Annotated in this window: 14 protein-coding genes, 1 tRNA gene and 1 pseudogene; 4 read left to right on the top strand and 12 right to left on the bottom strand. The window is 37.8% G+C overall.

What is annotated here, in order from left to right; all coding sequences use genetic code 11:
• Position 1 precedes the first annotated feature (1 nt).
• On the bottom strand, positions 2-817 hold the full coding sequence (locus RTY06_RS10095; protein WP_312824643.1) for a type II CAAX endopeptidase family protein: 816 nt from the start codon (positions 815-817) through the stop codon (positions 2-4).
• On the bottom strand, positions 817-1,740 hold the full coding sequence (locus tag RTY06_RS10100; RefSeq protein ID WP_312824644.1) for an ABC transporter substrate-binding protein: 924 nt from the start codon (positions 1,738-1,740) through the stop codon (positions 817-819). Before RTY06_RS10100 ends, RTY06_RS10095 begins: the two co-directional genes overlap by 1 nt.
• A 188-nt stretch (positions 1,741-1,928) precedes the next feature.
• On the opposite strand from RTY06_RS10100, the gene RTY06_RS10105 reads away from it, so the two are divergent.
• Positions 1,929-2,002: transfer RNA gene (locus tag RTY06_RS10105), tRNA-Arg, on the top strand.
• 380 nt (positions 2,003-2,382) lie between these two features.
• Here RTY06_RS10105 and RTY06_RS10110 read toward each other — a convergent pair.
• On the bottom strand, positions 2,383-2,919 hold the full coding sequence (locus RTY06_RS10110; protein WP_312824743.1) for a sulfite exporter TauE/SafE family protein: 537 nt from the start codon (positions 2,917-2,919) through the stop codon (positions 2,383-2,385).
• 200 nt (positions 2,920-3,119) lie between these two features.
• Here RTY06_RS10110 and RTY06_RS10115 point away from each other — a divergent pair.
• Positions 3,120-4,063: pseudogene (locus tag RTY06_RS10115) on the top strand (Dyp-type peroxidase).
• 163 nt (positions 4,064-4,226) lie between these two features.
• Here the strand turns inward: RTY06_RS10115 and RTY06_RS10120 are convergent.
• The 8 genes from RTY06_RS10120 to RTY06_RS10155 form a co-directional block, all read right to left on the bottom strand.
• Complete coding sequence (locus tag RTY06_RS10120; RefSeq protein WP_312824645.1) at positions 4,227-5,135, bottom strand: carbohydrate kinase; 909 nt, start codon at positions 5,133-5,135, stop codon at positions 4,227-4,229.
• A gap of 3 nt (positions 5,136-5,138) precedes the next feature.
• Entirely contained in the window at positions 5,139-6,680 is a 1,542-nt protein-coding gene (locus RTY06_RS10125) for a glycoside hydrolase family 32 protein (RefSeq protein WP_312824646.1), read from the bottom strand.
• A gap of 17 nt (positions 6,681-6,697) precedes the next feature.
• Positions 6,698-8,092: a DUF4960 domain-containing protein gene (locus RTY06_RS10130; RefSeq protein WP_312824647.1), complete on the bottom strand. Its 1,395-nt coding sequence runs from the start codon at positions 8,090-8,092 to the stop codon at positions 6,698-6,700.
• A gap of 11 nt (positions 8,093-8,103) precedes the next feature.
• A complete protein-coding gene (locus tag RTY06_RS10135) occupies positions 8,104-9,801 on the bottom strand; it encodes a RagB/SusD family nutrient uptake outer membrane protein (RefSeq protein WP_312824648.1) in 1,698 nt (565 codons plus the stop codon).
• Between the two features lie 90 nt (positions 9,802-9,891).
• Positions 9,892-12,993: a TonB-dependent receptor gene (locus RTY06_RS10140; protein WP_312824649.1), complete on the bottom strand. Its 3,102-nt coding sequence runs from the start codon at positions 12,991-12,993 to the stop codon at positions 9,892-9,894.
• An 11-nt stretch (positions 12,994-13,004) separates the two neighbouring features.
• A complete protein-coding gene (locus RTY06_RS10145) occupies positions 13,005-14,558 on the bottom strand; it encodes a glycoside hydrolase family 32 protein (RefSeq protein WP_312824650.1) in 1,554 nt (517 codons plus the stop codon).
• A gap of 33 nt (positions 14,559-14,591) precedes the next feature.
• Positions 14,592-15,905, bottom strand: a complete 1,314-nt coding sequence (locus RTY06_RS10150) for a sugar porter family MFS transporter (protein ID WP_312824652.1) — start codon at positions 15,903-15,905, stop codon at positions 14,592-14,594.
• 523 nt (positions 15,906-16,428) lie between these two features.
• Entirely contained in the window at positions 16,429-19,191 is a 2,763-nt protein-coding gene (locus RTY06_RS10155; protein WP_312824653.1) for a substrate-binding domain-containing protein, read from the bottom strand.
• A 333-nt stretch (positions 19,192-19,524) separates the two neighbouring features.
• On the opposite strand from RTY06_RS10155, the gene RTY06_RS10160 reads away from it, so the two are divergent.
• Positions 19,525-20,781 (top strand): DUF4960 domain-containing protein, encoded by a 1,257-nt coding sequence (locus tag RTY06_RS10160; RefSeq protein ID WP_312824654.1) that lies wholly within the window; start codon positions 19,525-19,527, stop codon positions 20,779-20,781.
• A 395-nt stretch (positions 20,782-21,176) separates the two neighbouring features.
• Here the strand turns inward: RTY06_RS10160 and RTY06_RS10165 are convergent, their stop codons facing one another.
• Positions 21,177-21,620, bottom strand: coding sequence for a hypothetical protein (locus tag RTY06_RS10165; RefSeq protein ID WP_312824656.1), 444 nt, complete (start codon positions 21,618-21,620; stop codon positions 21,177-21,179).
• A 173-nt stretch (positions 21,621-21,793) separates the two neighbouring features.
• Here RTY06_RS10165 and RTY06_RS10170 point away from each other — a divergent pair, with 173 nt between their 5' ends.
• Positions 21,794-21,946, top strand: coding sequence for a transposase (locus RTY06_RS10170; RefSeq protein WP_312824658.1), 153 nt, complete (start codon positions 21,794-21,796; stop codon positions 21,944-21,946).
• Positions 21,947-22,000 lie beyond the last annotated feature (54 nt).

The raw sequence follows: 22,000 nt of genomic DNA on the forward strand, positions 1-22,000 counted from the left end.
TTTAATCTTTATAAATAATATTTTTGTTGATTGTGAAAAAGTAAAATGGTATTGCAAAAATTACAATTCCTAAAACAAGTACTATTTCTTTGTTTAATTTGAATAATTCAGAAAATGTTTCTGAATCAGAATACATCATCATCAATGCTGATAAGAGATTATTGAAGGCGTGCAACAAAATTGACATCAGCAGAGATTTCGTTTTGTAGTACACCAAACCTAATACCAAACCGAGTAAAAATGCGCCCGCAAATTGCCAAGGATTGAAATGAACTGCTCCAAAAATGAACGCTGAAACGATAATTGCCGTTACAGGTTTCACATTGTTATTTATCATTCCTTTCATTATGATTCCACGGAAAAGTATCTCTTCCAAAATTGGCGCAAGTATGACTGTCATTAGGATTAACAAAACTGGACTGGACAAAAGTTTGGCAAATTCGTCATTGTACATTTTGTAAATCTCTCCTAAAAAAGGCCCTGTTGTCGGGATAAGTTGTGTGGTGTAATCTGCAATCAGCATCATCCCAAACATCATTGGAAATATCAAAAGATAAACTCGGAGTGGTTTTGTAGAAAAATTGAAACAGAGCTTTTTCCCTTCGTTTTTGGCAATCAAAAAATAGAAAAATAAAATGGGAATCAGCATTGTCATTACATATGCGAACAACGAAAAACCGCCTGTCAGCTGGATATCTTGACTGAATAACGCCGATATTCCCAATCCAACTGCCTGAGCTAATCCTGCGCCTATATAAAGTCCTACAACAAGAATAATTCCTGTGAAAAAATCTAATTTGTAATTTTGATTTTCCATTATTTAAGCTCTTTCATATATATTAATGGTTCTGACTGGAAAGTTACGTCTTCTGGATGGAAAATCTTGAAATAATCTCTCAAAACTAAATCGCATCTTACAACGCCACTTTCAAAATAATCGTTGGCTTGGTTATTCTCCTTATTATTAATCATATATAATTTGCCTGAGTTGAAAGCGCCCATTTTGCTGTAGTTTGGATTCATTGTCAACAATTCTTTTTTGTTTTTGTGAGGGCTGATATTAATCCAATAATTGGCTTTTTTTGCTTTTACAAAGACTTCTTCAAAACTCAACGGAACTGAGCTTGATTCTTTGTTATCTTTCAAAATATAATTTCCGCCTGCATCGTTAATCAGTTTGGCAACAAAGGAATCTCCGCCGGGTAAAAACCATTGACTTCCGTACATCTCATTACATAGTACTAAAGATTCTGATTTTGAATTTTTGCTTAATGTCTGGATTTTTTTGTAATTATTTTCGATGTTTTGATAAGCTTTTTCAGCTTTCTCCTCCACTCCAAATAACTTTCCGAAGAGCAAAAGATATTTTGATTTTTCTAATGGGTTCTGTTCTAAAAATTCGTCTAAGAAAATGACTTCGATTCCGTTTTTTTTTAGAATATCATAAGTGTTTGCAAAGTTGGGAACATAATTGGTAAAAATAACATCGGGTTTGTTTGCCAGAATTTTTTCGATGTTATACTTCTGCTCGTTTCCGATGTTTTGAATTTTATTTTCTTTGATTAATTGATGAATTTTTTCTGAGAAAACATACTCTGGACTGGAAACACCAGTGATTTTATTTTCAAGATTGAGCTCAGAAAAAAAGCCAATTAAGCTTGAATTAAGCAACATTACAGTTTTGAAAGGTAATTTTTGACTCGGAATTGTATTTTTAAATTTTCCGGATGTTAAAATCAAATTGTCTAAATTTTCAATATAATTAACTCGTGATGAGATAGTTATGTTTTTATTTAATTCCTGAGGGATTTCCTTTTTACATGAAACTGAAAAAAGAAATAAAATTAAAAGTAAAAAAATGCGTTTCATGTTTCAAAGAACGGAAAAAAGTACTATATTTGCAAACCTTTAAACGATAAGGAAACAAAGGACTCGTGGCGCAACTGAATAGCGCATCTGATTACGGCTCAGAAGGTTACAGGTTTGAATCCTGTCGAGTTCACAAGACCGACATTTGTAGATTTTACTCTCTTATGTCGGTTTTTTTATTTCCTAACCCATTGTTATACTGATAAATACATTGATCAACAATGTTCATTTTAGGTGTTTGAAAATTCTCTCCATCGAAGATTAACTTTTCAGAATATATCAAACCAACAATCGCTTTCTTATCTAGAGTATTTGCATTTTTATACCTTTCAGAAATATTTGTAATGGCCTTTAACGCCTAATCAATCTTTTGTTCAACATTTTCATTTTCAGAAGAAATTTTCAAAGAATTTAATTTAAATGTAGGATTTTCTAATTCTACTTTGTATTTCATTTGTACGTCTTCAAACTAAATTGGACATTTTGGAATAAATTCTTAAAGAGTATTTAGGGTTATAAATTTATTAATTTCTGTTGAAAATACAACTGTCTTCTTTTCCTTGGAGTATTCCATTTCATGAGGTTTAACAGAGGGGAAAGAAAAATTCCGCCACCAATGCCTATTAATCCTGATAAAAACCCGATTCCATCACCTAAAAAGCTGTTTTTTAAAAGAGATGTTTTGCTGTATTCCTGAAGATTTTCTCCATTTTTTGCTTCTGTCTTTATCCACAACAACAGTGCAGCAATGATTAAGGTGACACCCAATATCAGGAAAAAAGTTTCCTGGCTTATTTTCAAAACGGCTCCCAGATACGCCATAGGGACACTTACAATGGTAAGGGGCAGTATTTTCTTCCAGTCAATCTGCTTATTTCTGATGTAAATAACTACTCCTCCAATTACTACAATAACATTACACATAAATGCTGTTAAACATATTTCCTGATAAGGCAGAATGTACATTGCCAGAACAGCAAGGTAACTGAATCCTCCACCAAATCCTACAGAAGAATAAATGAAAGCGATGATTAAAAAAAAGAAAAGGATTTCTCAATGCCCCATATATTGTGCAGAATTAATTTTCTTATAATAATACTCATTTTTAGGGCTTCAAACGAAGGTATCATAAAAAGTTTCTACCGCAATTTGTGAGAAAAATATTTTGAATTGTTTATTTTATAAAACCATCCATATTATCCCAACAGCATTTATTAAATTTGATTTATTAAAACGATATATCCATTTCAATGAATACTACTTCTTCTACTGATTATAACGCACAGAATGTTACAGACTATCCGAATAACAATACCTATTTTTTAGTATGGAATTTTAAGGACAATGTTGATCCTGCTAAAATAAAATCGGTTTTCCAATGAGTCTGTGCTTTGGTCATTAATCTAAATAATTCGGACTTGACCGTTTTCCTGATTCTAAAGCCAGCTGTGTAATGGGAATCGGCTACGAAGCATGGCAACAACTTCAGTTGCCTCAACCACTGCCTAAAGAATTAAAAAAATTCTAGGAAATAAAAGGGAGCAAACATACGGCAGTAAGCACAAAAGGAGATGTGCATTTTCATATCCGGGCTGATGAAAAAAGCTTTGCTTATGATATGTCTTATACAATTTCCGGATACATGAAGGATATAGCAGATTGTGTCGTCGAGGTACAGGGCTTCCGTTATTGGGACAGCCGGTCTATTTTAGGTTTTGTTGACGGCACTGAAAATCCGCATGGCAAAGACCGCGATCATTTTGCTATCATAGATGGTTCTGATCAGCAGTATGAAAGGGGAAGCTATCTTTTTGTACAAAAATACATCCACAACCTTGATGCCTGGAAATCGCTTTCCGTAGAAGAACAGGAAAAAGTAATCGGTAGATCCAAAGACCATGATATTGAAATAGATGATGATGTAAAGCCCAAAAACTCACACATCGCATTAGCTAATATTGGTGATGATTTTAAGGTTGTTCGTGACAATATGCCTTTTGGAAATGTAACAACGAATGAAATGGGCACTTATTTTATCTGCTATGCGAGCACATTCAGTACGGTTGAAAAAATGCTCACCAATATGTTCATTGGCAACCCGCCGGGAAACTATGACCGCATCCTTGATTTTAGTACTGCTCAGACGGGAACATTGTTTTTTGTTCCAAGCATGGATATGCTGGATGGATTTTAATTATAACTCCATTAGATCATAATATTAAATATAGAACAATTTACGAATCAATAGAAAATTTAAATACTAGTTGGTAAAGTTAGACGAAATCAAATAGCGCTAACTAAAAACAGTTAACGCTATTCCATTCTTTTCTGATTTTTCATAAAAACTCAGAATTCTATCAAACCCTTTCTTTGATTAATCCTTCAATTTCTTCATTTCTGAGTTTAGGATTAGCTCCGCTATAACTTGCCACCAAAGCTCCGACTGCACTCGCAAAATCAAGAGCGGTGTCTGGATTATTGTCGGACAACAATTGCGCAATCAGACTCGCCAGAAAAGAATCACCTGCTCCAACCGTGTCAGCTACTTTTACCGGATAACCACCGTGTTGATAGATTTTACCTTCCCATAACAATAATGAACCGTGTTTTCCCAAAGTCACGCAGATTGATTTTGTATTGGTTTTTTCCGAGATAAACTGCATATTATCTTCAAGATTGTCAGATTTAAAACCTAATTCAGAAGCTATCTCTAGGATTTCTTCATCATTGAATTTAATGAAATCTGCTTTGTTCATCAATTGTTCCAGAAGTTCAATATTATAAAAAGGCTTTCTCAGATTCACATCAAAAACCTTGAACATTTCAGAATTGGAATCCAGAAGGCTGAAAAGTGTATTTCTTGAGACATCATTTCTGCAAATCAAACTTCCGAAGAAAAAAACATCAGCATTTTTAACGATATTCCGTGCATTATCATTCAATTCAATAAAATCCCAGGCAGATGGAAATTTGATTTCGTAGGTTGCAGAACCACGGTCATTCAATGTTACCTGAACAATACCCGTATCATAATCCTGGGTTGTCATAATTCCGCTGGTATCAAGTTGGTTTTCCCTGACATAGTCACAAATTACCTTTCCGTCTCCATCATTTCCAACAGCACTTATCATCGCTACCGGAAATCCAAATGAAGCGGTTCTCAAAGCCAGATTGAGCGGTGCACCACCGATTTTCTTTTCTTCTCCAAATACATCGAAGAGCACTTCTCCGTAACTTACTGCATTTATTTTTTTGTTAAGGAACATTAATTAAGGATTTTTGACATTAATATTACTGAATGAACTGTCTGCAGTACCAAAAATACTCCATTTTTTGTTAACAACATCATACACACGATTGCTGAACGCCAACTTGTCATTCACATAGACCACACAAACATCATTGCTGATGAAAACTGTTACATTATAGTTGGTTCCCGAGATTCCGGACAAAGGATAAGCATTGGCAAAATCCTCACTTCCGCCATTCATTACATAACTCGCGATTCTGTTGACAGAGGGTTCAAATGAAATTTTATAACCATTCTTGCCTTCATCGTCCTGCGCCAAAATCAATCCTGATTTTCCACTTGCAGAAGCGTTCAACGTAAAGCTTATTTGATTGGCTTTCTGAAGTTTGCCAAACATCACTTGCGAATTGGCAGACAAATTAAAACCGTTCCCATTTTGAGAAGCATTTCCTAAAATTTTATCTACAGAAAATGAAGCATTTTGTCCAAATACAGATGACAAGGCAGAAATAGATTTTACCGCTAAAGTTCCATCCGGATTCTGAACTAATTGATGCGTCACGAGATTTCCTGCCCAGTCTTTTCCACCAGTGTTGCTTTCAGGGACTTTTCTTGCAGTCCAACCCACCAGATAACGGTTGGCATTGTCCGAAACGGTTTTTGCAGCATAGAGATAAGAGCCGTCCAATCGGTCATTCGCTGGCGTTGTCCAAGGTCCGTTTGGTGAACCAGCCATTCTGTAATGTGTTCCGCTGTTGTTGCTCCAATTTTCAGAGAAAACAAGATACCAGTAATTGCCCATTTTGAAAAGGTCGGGACATTCCAGCATAATGTAATTTTCCGAAGAAGTTGTCGTGTAAATCGGATTTTCCACCGTCCAATTTCCGCTGGCAGGATTGGTTGTGGTAAATTTAAGAACAACCGCTTTTTTAGCAGAAGTCTGTGCAGAAACCAGCATCCAGTATTTTCCATCTTCAGCATTGAAGAAAACGTGCGGGTCTCGGAATTCATAATCATAATAGCCAACCGGAGCAGTGATTTTAAAATTTTTCACTTTCGTCCAGTTTTTCATATCCGTACTTGTTGCCAAAAGCACACTTTCCCTTGGATTACCCGCTAAAAACGAAGCAATTGCATTGTGCCCGGTGTAATAGTAAAAATACGTATTTCCAACTTTCACCAAACTCCCCGTTCCTACACCAAAATCTAGTTCGGAAGCTGTTCCGTAGGGAATTTGTCTTCCCTGATAGGTAAAATCCTTGAAATTAGTCGTCTCAAAGCTGTGAATATCGTGAAATCCTTCGCCTGCAGGTTTAGTTTTAGCATCGTGCAGAAAGAAAAGATGGAATTTACCATTTTCATAATATGGCATCGCATCGCCAACGTAGCCGGAAGTGTAATAAGCATTGCCACTTCCCATCCATTGATTGGGTGGTTGTGGAAAGATATTGGTCTGTCTGAAAATCTCATCCTGACTCAATTCCGTAATCGAATCCTGGCTTTGGCAGGAAAAAATCGCCAAACCTAATATTGCCGTTAAATATATTGTTTTGATTGTCATTGATTCTGATTTTAATTTTAATGCGTTACAAGGTAATTAAGACTGTTCTCCGTTATTTTTTTGATGTTATCCAAAAATCCGTTCGGCTGGCTTGGTGTTCCGTTCGAGGTTTCGTTATACCAGTCATAAGCGCCCATTGAGATGGTAATGCATTTTTTATTGGCCGTTCCGCCTGGAAATTCTGCCACGGCAACACGTCCGTCTAAAGTATTATCCCAAGCTTCGCTGGCAAGATTGTTTCCGCCAGTTTGATTGCGCCAGCCTGCGCCATTTACGTAACCGCCCCACTCTGGTAAAAACCACCAAGCTGTATGGTTTAGTCTGAATGTTCCCTTCTGAAGAAAATTGGCTTTCCCGGATTCATAGGTTTGCAGTCCGTCAAAAACCGGGTGTGTTTCGTTTCCTTTGAAGGAAATTCCCCAATCGTTGTTCGCATCTACAAAACCATTCGGTAAGAAATCTCCGAAAACGTTATTCGGGCCTTTTCCGGAAGGCACAATTCCCAAAGCATCTACATATTGAGCAGCAAAACTAGTTAATAGAATATTTCCGCCCGCATTCAAATAGGTTTTGATTTTGGAAGTCACATTTGCATTCAGCGCATCGTTCGGTAAAGCGGTTGCCGAATCAAAATGCCACCACAATACATCAATTCCAGTTAAATTGGCTGTGCCGTTAGAAATATCATTCATCGAAACATAAACTGCTCCGGAATATTTTCCGAAAAGCCAGTCGGAAGCAGCGATTTCATCTGGGTTGGTCAATCCCGTTCTGGTGGAAGCTGTTCCCAAAAATGCAACGGTTGGACCCGAAACCGGCGTGGTTACTTTTGCCGTATAGATTTCAGTAAGATTCGCATTGGAAACCGTAAACTGAACAGGACTGCTGAAATTAATCGTAGTTCCCGATGCAGGATTGATGTTAACGCCAGTTGCTATTTCGATGACCGGTTGCAAGGCTGTAAGATTAGTTCCTTCCGGCATTGTGAGTGAAATCGTTTTGCTGGAATGGTTGATAGTTGCCGATAATCCATTGATTTTAAAACTGATAATCGGAACCTGAGCCTGAACTGTTACCAGATAATCTTTGTAGATATTTCCATTTTTCACTCTATATTTTATAGGTTGTGAAAAATTCTGCACCGTTCCCGAAGCCGGAGAAATTACCGAACCTTGCGGAATTTCAATGGTTGGCGTTACGGCATTCACAGCAGTTCCATACGGTAGTGTAACTGTGATTTTATCATTTTGATTATCAATTTCTCCTGCAACGCCGTTCACTTTAAAGGAAGACACATTCACGGAAACATCGGTCACCAACCCTTCTTCCATCTCACTTTCGCAAGACACAATCAATATTGCAGAAATCAGCAACATCAGCGTTGTTTGAAATTTATTTAAAATTGTTTTCATATTGTCGAGTTTTAATAACCATTATTCTGTTTATAAACACCTTGGCTAAAGTTGATTTGAGCCAATGGAATCGGGCAATATTCTTCGATACCGTGGTCAAATCCTGCCTGAGAATAGTAAGACCTTTTCGTTTTTTCTGCAGAATAATAGCTGTTCATCGTTGTTGTCGCTACTCCCCATCTCACAAGGTCGAAGAAACGGCTTCCTTCCATCGCAAATTCCATTCTGCGTTCCCATCGCAACGCTTTTCTTGCAAAATCCTGATTCCACGTGCAGTTGACGCCCGGCTGATATTGGCTGATAAGATTGTTCGATGTATAACTTCCTGTCAAAACTGTGCTGTTCGCTGCACGTTGTCTCACCTGATTGATGAGTGGCAAAGCTTCATTGATTTGTCCAAGTTCAATTAATGCTTCGGCTTTCATCAACAACACATCGGAATAGCGGATGATAATCCTGTTTTTGGAGTTGCCGTAAAATGGGTCAACATTTACTGTACAGCCACATCCGACAGGTACATTTTCCTTTAATGAAGCATAATAACCATAAGTTCCCGGACTTCTGTTCCAGCTTTCCTGATAGATTTTGTTTTCCTCATATTTCCACGGTAATCCAGGCAAAGCAACGGTGTGGTACAATCTGGGGTCAACTTTATAATTATTAAGCTGATTATAATTCAAATCCGTGTCATTATAATTGTCGAACATTGGCAAACCTTGAGGTGTTGTCTTGAAAGCATTCACCAGATTCTGACTAGGCTTGTGAAAATCGCAACATCCCAAACCTTGCGGCAGAGATAATACATCGCCATAATTCAGTCTTCCGAAAAGCGTTCCGTCATTATCGGAATATTGAATGGAGAAAACCGATTCCGGACCGTTTTCGTGTGTTCCCGGGAGAAAATTATATCCAAAATCCGATTCCAGAGTATAATTTCCGATCACCTGATTAGCCGCATCAATGGATTTTTGTAGCGTTGCTATATTAATTTGGGTCACCGTATAATTATCGTCCTGCTCATAAGCCTGATACAATCTAACTTTTGCCAAATAGGCAAACGCCGCACTTTTCTTCGGTCTTCCAACTTCAGATTGTGTTGATGGGAGATTCGCCGCTGCAAATTCAAAATCGGAAGCAATGGCATCCCATAATTGCTGGTCGGTTTTCGCACGGTTGGAAATTTTAGGATAATCTTCAATCGGCGTGTTTTCATCCACATAAGGCACATATTTGAAAAGCTCTTTCAGCAAAAAATAAAAATGACCTCTCACGAATTTCATCTCAGCAATTCGTTTCTGCTTATTTGGATATTGCGCATCAGTTAACTGATTAAGTGCTGCAATCGCTTTGTTGCATCGTCCTATTCCGACATAATTCAAATACCAGAGACGGTCTAATTCACCAAAATCTGAACGGATATTATTGGAGATTTCAAAAAAGTGAAATGCCTGAATATCATTGGTTCCGCTTCCGCCTTTGTAGGCATCATCCGAACGCACATTTCCATAAGGCCAAAGGCTGAAAGGCGTGTCGTAGTGGTCATTTCCCATAGAAGCATAAGCCGCTACAACGAAACCATCTACATTCTGTGGCGTCACCACATCGGCTTCGGAAAGCACGCCTCTTGGCTCATTATCCAAAAAATCGTTGCAGGAAACTGTTACCAAAAGGAAAGTGCAGGCAACTGTTAGAACTATATATTTTTTCATTGTCTTGATATTATTAAAGTTTTTAGTCTCGCTGATTTTAATTTTTAAATCCGTTAAATCAGGAAAATCTGCAAGCGTTTTATTCAAATATTATAGTGATAAATTAACTCCAAAATTGAACGTCAATGGTAGCGGATAACCGAAGGCCGGCGTTTCCGGATCGATACCAGTGAAACTTTTGGATTTGATAGTCAGAAGATTCTGTGCACTGATGTAAATCCTGAAATTGGTAAGCTTGTATTGCTCCAACACGTCTTTAGGAATGCTGTAACCCAGCTGTAAAACTCTCAACTTCATATAACTTCCGTTCTCCACATAATAGGATGAAAATCTGGATTCTGCATTACTGTCAACTGTTGTAAGAGCCGGAATATCAGAAGTTGAATTCTGTGGCGACCACGCATTGAGCAACCTCGTTCCTTTGTTGGAACCCACATCATCTACGCTCCAGAAATCGGTCTGGTATTTTTTGGAATTGATGACATCCACATCGCTGATGCCTTGCCAGAAGGTTGATAAATCGAAGTTTTTGTAGGAGAAATTAAGGTTGATTCCGTACATAAATCCCGGATTAGGATTGCCAATCCACGTTCTGTCTTTATCATCGATAATTCCATCATTATTCAAATCAGCATATCGGATTCTTCCCAGTCCTTTTCCCGGCTGTGTGGCAGAATTATCCACTTCGGACTGTGTTCTGAAAAGTCCATCGGCAACATAACCGTACATTGAGTTGATTGGTCTTCCGAGAATATTATCTGTTGTACCATTCCCACCATAATTGTTGATAACAGATTGAGGCAATTCGGTGATGGCATTTCGGTTCATAGAGAAATTTCCTGAAATCTCATAACCAAATCCGCCGGAAGTTTTATCTGCATAGCCTAAAGCAACCTCAATTCCTTTATTTTCCATAGATGCACCGTTGATCCATCGATCTCCACCTTCGCCAATTACGCCCAGATAAGGAGGTAAAACGAGAATATCTTTGGTGTCTTTTTTATAAACATCTACGCTTCCCGTCAGTTTCTGATTGAAAAATCCGAAATCCAAACCAAGATTGGTTTGTGTGGTGGTTTCCCATCTCAAATCATCATTTTTAGTTTGAGTGGCAATAAATCCAGATGGTAATAAACCACTTCCGACACCGGAAATATCATAAGCCGTTCCGTAAGAAGTTGCCCAAGTCGGATTTCCACCCGCATAATTGGCAATGTAAAGCGAATACACCGCAGAGTTACTGATTTCCTGATTTCCCGTCTGTCCCCAACCTGCTCTCAGCCTTAAATCTGAGAAAAAGGGAATCCATTTTTCGGCAAAATCTTCTTTGTTGATTCTCCATCCAGCCGAAAATGCAGGGAATGTTCCGAAACGGTTGTTCTTTCCAAATCTTGACGAACCATCATAACGCACTGTTGCGGAGAATAAATAACGGTTGTCATAATCATAATTAAACTTTCCAAAGTAAGACAACAAGCTATAATAAGTAGAACTTCCGCCATTGAACGCATCGCCGGTTCCGGCATCTGGATACATATAATCTGGTGTTTCAATTAGAAAACCTTCTTTTCTGAGCCACGTATTGTTGTAGGTATCTTTATACATTTCCATACCGCCCAACAAATCGAAGTGGTGATTACCTGCTTTTGCGGTGTATTGAGCCGTGTTGGTCCAGGTCCATTTTTCCGTATCGGACTGGTCGATGTTCACTGCGTTGGTTTTATTCTGAAGATAGCCAGAAACATAGCTTCTCTGTAACATTCTTTTATAATAGTTGGAAAAATCTACACCAAAACTTGATTTCAATGTCAAATTTTTCACAGGTTGTAATTCGGCATAGACATTTCCGAAAAAACGCTGGTAACGGTAGCCGTTGTCTTTGTTATATTCCAAAAGACGGACAGGATTCTGACGGTCATTCATCCCACCAACCGGACCGCCCCACCCAATTCCGTCCACAGTATGAACAGGAATAATGGGCAATGCTCTCAAAGCCGGATCAAGAACGCCAGGATCCATCAATTCGTTGGTTTTATTGTACGTAAAATTTTCCCCGATTTTTAATTTACCATCGAAAAAATTATAGGAAGTGTTCACACGGGCAGATAGTCTTTTGAAATTGGTCAGCTTTACGATACCGTCATTGTCATAATAACCCATTGAGAAGAAGGCAGAACCTTTGTCCGAAGCACTTGAAGCCGAAACATCCAAAGAATTGGCAACACCGGTCTGGGAAACCTCATCATACCAATTGGTGTTGGCCGATTTGATGGTTTTTGCCGCATCCAGATATTCTGGGACGTAGCTGTTGTACAAGGTCGGAACACCGTTCTGAACGCCCCAGTCAAAATTGTAGCTCAGGTTATTATTGTTCGGATTAAGACCGTCATTGATATTAGCCTGCCAAAGCGCCTGCCCGAACTGTTTTGCGTTGAGAACAGGTGTTTTTTTTGCATATTGGGAAAAAGCAGTATAATAATTCAGGTCGATTCTCATCTTGCCTTTTTTCCCTTTTTTGGTGGTAATGATGATCACACCGTTGGCCGCTCTGGAACCATAAATACTTGCGGAAGAAGCGTCTTTCAGTACCTGCATTGTTTCAATGTCGCCCGGATTCAGCTCGTGCATTCCTGCTTTTGTTGGCACACCGTCTATGACATAAAGCGGGTCGGTATTGTTCAGTGTTCCAACACCACGAATAAGGACTTTGGTACTTCCACCAGAAGGCGAGCCATCAGTAGAAATATTCACACCTGCGACTCTTCCCTGTAATGATTTGATTGGATTTGGTTCGCCCTGCTTGTTCAAATCTTTCATATCAACGATGGAAACTGCTCCGGTGATATCCGCCTTTTTCTGCTTGGTATATCCAGTGACTACAACCTCGTCAATGTTTTTCACTTTATCCGCAGCAAGAACAATATTGAGGACAGTTTTCTCGTCTACCACCACTTCTTTCGTCGTATAATCGGGATAGGTAAAAACGAGCGTGTTTCCTTTCTTCAAATCATTGATCTGAAATGTTCCATTGCTATCAGTTGTTGTAGTAGTACCTGTTTCTGAAACAGTGACAGTCACGCCGCTCAACGGTTTCTGATTGGGAGACAGCACCTTTCCTTTCACAATTTCCTGTGCAAAAATGTAGGAAAAAGGAAGAAGGCAAAAGGCGACTGCAATTTTATATTTCTTCATATCATATAGTTTTATTTGATGTTAAGCTGATGTGCATTGATGCTCAATGAGCTACCTTTAGTATCTGTCGATAGTGTGAGTTCTGATAAATTTTCGTTCGGGAAGAAGATTTCTGTCAGTACTTTTTCGCCGTCGTTAAAAAAGATTTCAATCGAAGTCTTGTCGATGACCAGTTTCATTTTTGCTTCAGGATAGATCTGATTCAATGGTGCTTTGGTAACCGGCGTTGCGTAATGATTACCAAAACCTATTTTCCCTGATTTGGAACGATCTACGAACAATTGTTTTGTTTTATTATCAATTCCAAAAACGACTTCTTCTCCTAAAGAATTTTTCAGGGAAAAACTATAAGTTCCGGCAGTCATTTTCTTTAAATTTAAATCGAGAACGGCTTTAGTCAGGTTAATTTCTGATAGACTTAATAATTTATTTTCAGCTTTCAGATTTATTTTTTTCCTGATAGATTTCCCTTGATAATTTTTCAGTCCGGCAACCGGAATATTTTTAAGGATATAGCCGTCTTTTGTTTTTTTAAGTGAAACTTCCCTTGCCATTGTTGTACTGCTTCTCCACGCTTCCGTAGGAACTTCCTGTGCATATTCCCAGTTGCTCATCCAACCGATAATCACCCGTTTTCCCTGCGGAACATTATCAAATGAAACACTGGCATAATTGTCTTTCCCCCAATCCAGCCAGGCTGCTTTTTCTTTCTGAAGCTGTTTCGTGAAAAGTTCATCAATCTTAAACGTTTTTCCGTCAAAATCACCGACAAAATATTGTCCTGCAGAACCATTATTCGGTCCGCCTGGATTGATATTGACGATCAAAACCCATTTCTCTTCATTGGTACCTTCTACTTTCAACGGAAATAGATCAGGACATTCCCAAACGCCGCCGTGACCGCCCAGATCTTTCCCGAATTCGGATTGGAACGTCCATTCTTTCAGGTTTTTTGAGGCGTAAAAGTGTGTTCTATCCTGAGCCGCCAAAACCATAATCCATTGCTGTCTTTTGCTGTCCCAAAATACCTTTGGATCACGAAAATCACGGATTCCCGGGTTTTTAAGAACAGGATTTGAACTATATTTTGTCCAAGTCTTGCTATTATCCAAAGAGTAAGCAATTCCCTGAGATTCTACATCTATTTTACCGTCTTTTTCACGGTTGGGATTGTGATATGTGTATACTGCAACGACAGGATTATTTTTGGAATCCCCGAAACCTGAAGTATTGTTTTTATCGACCACCGCACTTCCTGAGAAAATGTATCCTAAATCATCCGGGTAAAGTGCAATCGGCTGCTCTTCCCATTTGACAAGGTCTTTGCTTGTGGCGTGTCCCCAATGCATCGGTCCCCATTTGTTTCCATCGGGATAATGCTGGAAGAACAAGTGATAAACACCGTCTTTGTAATAGAGTCCGTTCGGATCATTCATCCAGCCTTTTTTGGGGCTGAAATGGAAATTGGGGCGGTAAAGCTGCTCTTCCTTCTGCGAATCCGACTGAGCGTGGAGATTCGAAAAAAAGACAGAAGCGACAATTAAACTTGATATTACTTTTTTCATTGGATTATTTTTTCTCGAAGATTTTTGAAAAGTTTATTCTTTTGTAAGTGTTTTGCTTAATTTTTCCAGTGATACGCCTTTTGTCTCTGGCATCATAAAAATCACAAATAACAGCTGGAATACCATTGCGATCGTAAATACCAGAAATACCGTTCCGGCGCCAATCGTAGAAAATAATGTCGGGATAAGGGATGGAATGATCGCTGCCAAAACCCAGTGCGTAGAACTCCCGAATGCCTGTCCCGATGCACGGAGATGATTCGGAAAAATCTCGGAGATAAAAACCCAGATCACCGTTCCCTGTCCGATGGCGTGAGAAGCGATAAACAAGAATAAAAATACAGGAATCGCCAAACCCGACCAATGGAAATAAAATGCCATAGAAACGAGTCCCAACGAAATGATATAGCCGATAGAACCAATATACATAAGAGTTCTTCTGCCCACCTTGTCGATAAGATTTACACCAACCAAAGTGAAAACCATATTCACAATCCCAATCCCGATACTGCTGAGCAATGCGGTTTTCTCGCCCAATCCAGCCTCGCCAAAAATTCTTGGGGCGTAATACAAGAATGCGTTGATGCCCGACATCTGGTTGAAAAATGCGACAAGGAAAGCGAGCATCAGCGGAAAACGATATTTTTTCATAAAGATATTTTCCTTTGGAGCTTCTGCGTGATCGTCTTCCATCTGAGAAATGAGTAGGTCAGAATCCTGATCTGGATTTACGATTTTAACTACATTTTTGGCTTCATTTATTCTGCCTTTGGAAACGAGCCATCTCGGGCTTTCCGGAATTATAACTACACATAAGGTGTAGATACTTGCCGGAATTGCCTGAACACCAAGCATCCATCTCCAATCGTTATCTCCGATTCCGCTGAGTAGATAATTGGATAAAAAGGCAACCAAAATCCCCAGCACAATATTGAACTGATACAAGGAAACCAATCTTCCGCGATCTTTTGCAGGAGCGATTTCGGAAATATAAGCCGGCGCTGCAATGGTAGATGCTCCAACGCCCAAACCTCCCATAAATCTGAAAAATGCGAAAATATAAGGATCATTGGAAAGCGCTGTTCCGATTGCTGAAAGTGCATATAAAATACCGATTGCCAAAAGTGTTTTTTTCCGCCCGAATGTATTGGTTGGGATTCCGCCAAAAATGGCGCCGATAACGGTTCCCCACAATGCCATTCCCATTACTACCGCACCGTGGAATGCGTCTGAACTCTGCCAAAGCGCCTGTAGTTTTTTATCGGCTCCGGAAATCACCACAACATCAAACCCGAAAAGAAATCCTGCCAAAGCCGCAGTGACAGACCACATCAAAATTTTATTCATATATAGATTTATTAATTTTTATTGATTAAATGGAATCGCTCTTTCTTCATTGATGTTTGTGTTTACAAATCAGAGCGATTTCTCCTATTGAAAAATATTACTTTGTTTGTGGCTAATATATCCCGGGACAGGAATGCGAAGGTCTAATTACGTAACAAAATATTTCGTCAATGTTAATTATTTGTTAACTAATTTTAATTAATTGAAAATCATAAGTTTAAAATTAATATAATGTTAAAATATGATAATGATGCTTCAAAAATGTAACATCGTTGTATAAAAATGTTACGTGGATTATGAGGATTTTCAGAAGTATGAACGAATGTTAGTGTGGGAAGATTGACCGAAATTTGAGAGTGGGTTTTGGGAAACTACGGCTTTGGCTTTTATAAGATGAATACTTCGAGCAGGCAATGCATCATTGTTCACCCAAACAACGACGTCTTATCAGTACTGACAACGATATTTCGTTCGCTCGGATATTGATACTCTATTCGGGAAAGAAAAGATATACAAGGATCAATTACTCCTCACCAACGCTCTTTCTAAACACATTCGGAGAAACTCCAAACTTGTTTTTGAAAACTGTGGAGAAATAATTCGGGGAAGAAAAGCCGGTTTTATAAGCAATTTCGGAAATCGTAAGTCCTGGATTTTGCAGCATCGATTTTGCCTGTTCCAGACGGATGTTGTTGATGTAGTCGCTTACGTTAACATCAAACATTGCCTTTATCTTCCTGTAAAGTTGAATTCTTGAAATATTCAGTAAATCTGCAAGATTTTCCACCGAAAAATCAGGATTGTCAATATTGGTTTTGATGATTTGATTCAATTTGTTCACGAACGTCTGCTCCATACTTCCGAAGGATTTGCTGTCCACAATTCTTCCGATGTTGTTGGTGTAATAATAACGTAGCTTTTCGCGGTTGTAAAGCAATGAACGCAGCGACTGTGTCAGAATCGGATAGCTGAATGGTTTGGTAAGGTAAAGATCAACCCCGGATTTCAGTCCCTGAAGATAAGATTCCTTATTGTCCAAAGCTGTGAGAAGAATGATCGGGATATGGGATGTTCTGAGGTCATTTTTCAGAATTTCGCAAATTTCAAATCCGTTTTTTTCAGGAAGATTCACATCGCAGACAATAATGTCGGGAATCTCGCTTAGCGCTTTATCAATCGTATCCGTACCATCGGAAACCATCACATCAAATTCCGTCTGAAGCTTATTGCTGAGGAAAAATGACAACTCCGAATTATCCTCCACCAAAAGCAAAGAATACCGATCACCCGGATTTTCCTGATTCTGTATAAAACTTCCTTCTTCCACCGCGCCAAAAACATCTTCTTTTGCCAACGTTTCCGCATCCATAACACTCGGTTCTTTTATCATCTGATCTTCATTGAAATGCTTGTTTCCTTTGTAAAGACTGATGATAAATTCCGTTCCCTGAAAAGAATTGACTTCAATTTTTCCAAGGTGAAGTTCCACAAACTGACGGCTCAAATGCAATCCAATTCCCGAACTATTTTTCCGGTTGTTAGAACCTTTAAAATAGGGTTCGAAAACATTGCTGATCTCTTTTTCCGGAATTCCTATACCGTTGTCTTTGAAGCTGATAACCGCCTGATTTCCTTTTTCCTGAATTGTAATTTCAATTTTTCCGTTGTCCGGCGTGAACTTAAAAGCATTTGACAAAAGGTTAAAATATACTTTATCCATCAAGTTTCTGTCGATATAAAGCTCAAGATTTTTGTTGGCAGAATGAATTTCAAACTTAATATTTCTTTTTTTGGCCTCATTTTCAAAATCTCTGAATATACCATAAGTAAAGTCGTAAATATTGGTTTTGGAAACCCTTAGATTGAAGGTTTTATTTTCTATTTTCCTGAAATCCAAAAGATTATCTACCAAACGAAGTAAGCGGTTAGAATTTTTATTAATCAGCTCCAATTCGTAAGACGGCTTTGTCCCTTTACTTCTAAATGTGTCTTTTAGTGATTCTAAAGAACTCAGAATAAGTGTTATCGGCGTTTTAAATTCGTGTGATAATCCTGTAAAAAAGTTCACTCTCGCTTCGTTACTTTGCTTGAGTTCATCGGCAATCATCTCAATCTGATTCCTCTGAATGGTGATTCTTTCATTGGTTAAAGTGAGTTGTTTATTTTTAATTTTAATGGCATAAATCAGGTAAATCGCATAAGCAACGAGGCAAAACATCAATATTAACAAAACAACCGACCAGCGGAACAATTCTTTTTGGGAAGCATACAGTTCGGTCTGCTTTTTCACAGCATTCACTTGATTTTCTATCACACCTTGTTGCTCGATTATTTTATCAAACTGATTTCGCATAATCTCGGCATTCAGCCTGTCAATGATGGTTGTACTGAGTTTGATTCGTTTGGGGACGGACTGTCTGTTGTAGATTTTGACAGCCGATTCTATGGCTTCTGCTCCGCCTGTTGGATAAAGTAAAGTGGCATTCAGTTTACCATCCAGAACCATCTGTATTCCGCCATCTTTGGTATTCAGTCCATCCACACCAATAAATTTGATTTGATTTTCTACGCCAGCATTTCTCGCCACCTGCCAAGCCTGGGAAGCCAATTCATCATTAAACGCAAAAACGTATAAGCTTTGATTTCCCAGCGAATCCAGTGTTTTTCTGAAAGCCTCTGCAGGAAGACCTCGGAAGGTTTTTATCAACTCTGTATTAGGATTACTCTTAATGATTTGCTCAAAACCTAAACTTCTTTCCACAGTTGGGGACGAATTGTCGTCGCCTTTTATTTCGATGATTTTTTTCAGATTTTTAGAGTCAGAAAGAATATATTGGGCTGCTTCTTTTCCAATTTCTATATTATCTGCTCCGATATAAGTGACATATTTATCAGAATTGATTTTCCTATCCACTAAAATCACAGAAATTTTTTTTGCAAAGGCTTTTTCTACTACGGGAATAAGAGAATTGGGGTCAATCGGCGAAATAATGATAACATCTACTCGGCTGTCAATCATTTTCTGAATATCCTGAATCTGTTTTTTGACAGAACCTTCCGCTTTGCTAATGCTCAATTGCCCCTCAGAATGCAGAGATGCCTGAATTTCCATTGCGTGGTTCATAGCCTGCCGCCAAGGATGATTGCCCAAACCCTGCGAAAATCCGATATTGATTTTGTCTGATTTTCCCGAATCATTCTTACAAGCTGAAAGAATCAACAATATAAGTAATGTTGCGGAAATCTTTGAAAAACCAAGAGCGATAAAAATTTTCTTTGTAGACATATTAACACAATATTAATAAAGATGTTTTACACGTACAATTTTTGGTAAGAGTATTTTATGTTTATTGACTATTAAGCCATTAATCTAATAAAATCAAAAGGTTACAATTTTATAAGTGTTGTAACATTGTTGTAAAAAAATAAACCGAAAGCATCATCATCCCAACTATCAAAAAATTAGGTAAATAAAGGTTCTGTAGCGAAAATCAATTGATTAAACAAAATCAAATCAATTTGAACAAAAAGTGAAATGTGCAATCCTGCTTTGCCGATACATTTGGAACAACACGAATAAAAATAATAGAAAATAATATTAACCTTAAGTAAAAAAATTATGAGAAAACTTTATCTAAGTTTGTTTGCAGGACTAATGTTTGTGAATGTAAACGCACAAATGAAAAAAATAGCTTTCATTGGACAAGCTGATGTTTATAACACCAATATCCCGACAGCCAGCGACGGATTAACCTATGATGATGATAGAGCGGCGGCAGTCTGGTTTATGGAAACTTTTCTTCCGGCACACTCTGGGAACATCTCTGGGAATTATTTTTCTTTTCAAGATGTTGCAGAAGGTGCTGACATCAGCAACTATGATGTTATTTGGATTCAAAGTGATGGCGCCACCTATACCGAAAGACTTAACGAATGGCCTAGAGGAACAGTTGAAGGAAATGGTGATAAACACTGTCTTCTAAGTGAAGCGGGATTCCAATGGAACGGACAATGCGGACAGCTGGAAGATGATTTTATGTGGAAAATCAAGCAGTTTTATAAGTCCGGAAAGAAATTGCTTTTAGGAAATTTTGCGGGAAAAGGATTGGAAGTTTTTGGTGTTTTTGATGGACTTAATAATCCTTGGGAATATAGGCCTAATCAATCTTTCGGTGACACGGCGGCAAATCCAGCAAACACTGCCGGAGCCTGGGGAACCAACTGGAGTGGATCGGCAACATCTATCCTTCTTACAGGAATCACAACCAACTCAGTAAGCTGTACCAATACTTCGCAAAGCATCGAATTCCTTGGTGCAGGAACAGAAAAGAAAAACAGAGCGCTTCAATACAATCTTAACTGGGGAAGAATCTTTGATGATGCAGGAGGCGCAGGCTCTACCTTAGCACAAAGACGGCAAATATTCCAAAATACTCTGAATGCAGAAATCCTTTTGGAAAATTGTGACGGAACGGAAATTCAGGCAGCGAGATTCAACCCTAGAAACTCTAGTGACGGAACAATTATCTGGTATGGTTCCGGAGTCTACGACTGGTATGCGCCAGGAGGGAATAATCAAAATGTTAAAAAACTGACAGAGAATACACTACTTTATCTTGTGGGAGGAGAATCTATGCTTTCTGCGCAGAATTTCAGTGGAAAATTCAGCATAAGCATTTATCCTAATCCTGTTTCAAATATTCTGACTATCAAGTCAAAAGGAAAAGTAGACAGCACAATCTATGATCTGAATGGACGAAAAATCCTGACCTCAGATTTAATAAATATTGATGTTAAGAAACTTTCAGCAGGGGTCTATTATATTAGAATAAATGATGGAAAATCTTCCCAGATTTTGAAATTTACTAAGAAATAACTATTTCTTCATGTGAAGGCGAATATATAATTATCAAGTCTATTTAAACATATCATCTTATAAAAAACTTTACAATTCTTGTTCGCAATTTAAATTTATTCTTTAGCTAAGATTTTTTAGAAATTATTTTAGTAATTCTAGATGCTATTTAATAAAATCAAAATATTATTGGCAATAATAAACTTTTAAGCACCAATTTAATGTTGATCAAATTTTACGCGATCTATGATCTAAACAAATATATTTCAGTTTTAATTTTTCATTGATGTAAAAATTATATACCACTTAAGACGCTCAAAATATTATTAATATCTGATACGATTTGATTTAGATAGAGTCCTGTCAAGTTCACAAGACCAACATTAGAAGATTTTTTGCTTCTTTGTCGGTTTTTTTTAATTTACTAATTCTTTCTTAATCAGGAATGTAGAATTAGCTAAACTGTTAATTTTTGTGGTTTGAAAATTCTCTCCATCGAAGATTAACTTTTCAGAATATATCAAACCAACAATCGCTTTCTTATCTAGAGTATTTGCATTTTTATACCTTTCAGAAATATTTGTAATGGCCTTTAATGCCTGATCAATCTTTTGTTCAACATTTTCATTTTCTGAAGAAATTTTCAAAGAATTTAATTTAAATGTAAGATTTTCTAATTCTCCTTTGTATTTCATTTTAATACTTCTAAAATCTTCTTCATCTAATTTATCTTCAATAAACATATCTCTAGCTTTTTCAATTCGTTGTTCAATAGTATTTAATTTATTTTGTATGAGTTTCCGGTCATCATGTAAACCATTAGAAGCAACTGCGAAATTTTGCTTAAGAATTGTTTTCAAAATCTTTTCAATTCCATTATTAAAACTAAATTTTGATAATTCTTCAACAAATAAATTATTTACAATTTCTGAATTATATCTAAACCCACATGAAACATTACAATGATAGTAATAGTTAGATGTACTAATTTAGTGTCCAGTTAAATTTAAGCATAAAGCCTTAATTTTACCTTATGAAACGAGGTAGAAAAATCTACGACCCTGCTTTTAAAACCAAAGCTGTTCAGCTAAGCAAAGAACGAACTAATGTGTCAGAACTCGCAAGGGAGCTGGGAATCGCAGTCACGCTGCTTTACAAATGGCGTAAAGAGTACAACGAAACTTAACGAAGTGGTTCGGCGTAGCCAATTTGGGGAAGGCAGCTTTCCAGGGAATGGAAA

This window comes from Epilithonimonas sp., from assembly GCF_032055105.1.
GTDB lineage: Bacteria > Bacteroidota > Bacteroidia > Flavobacteriales > Weeksellaceae > Epilithonimonas.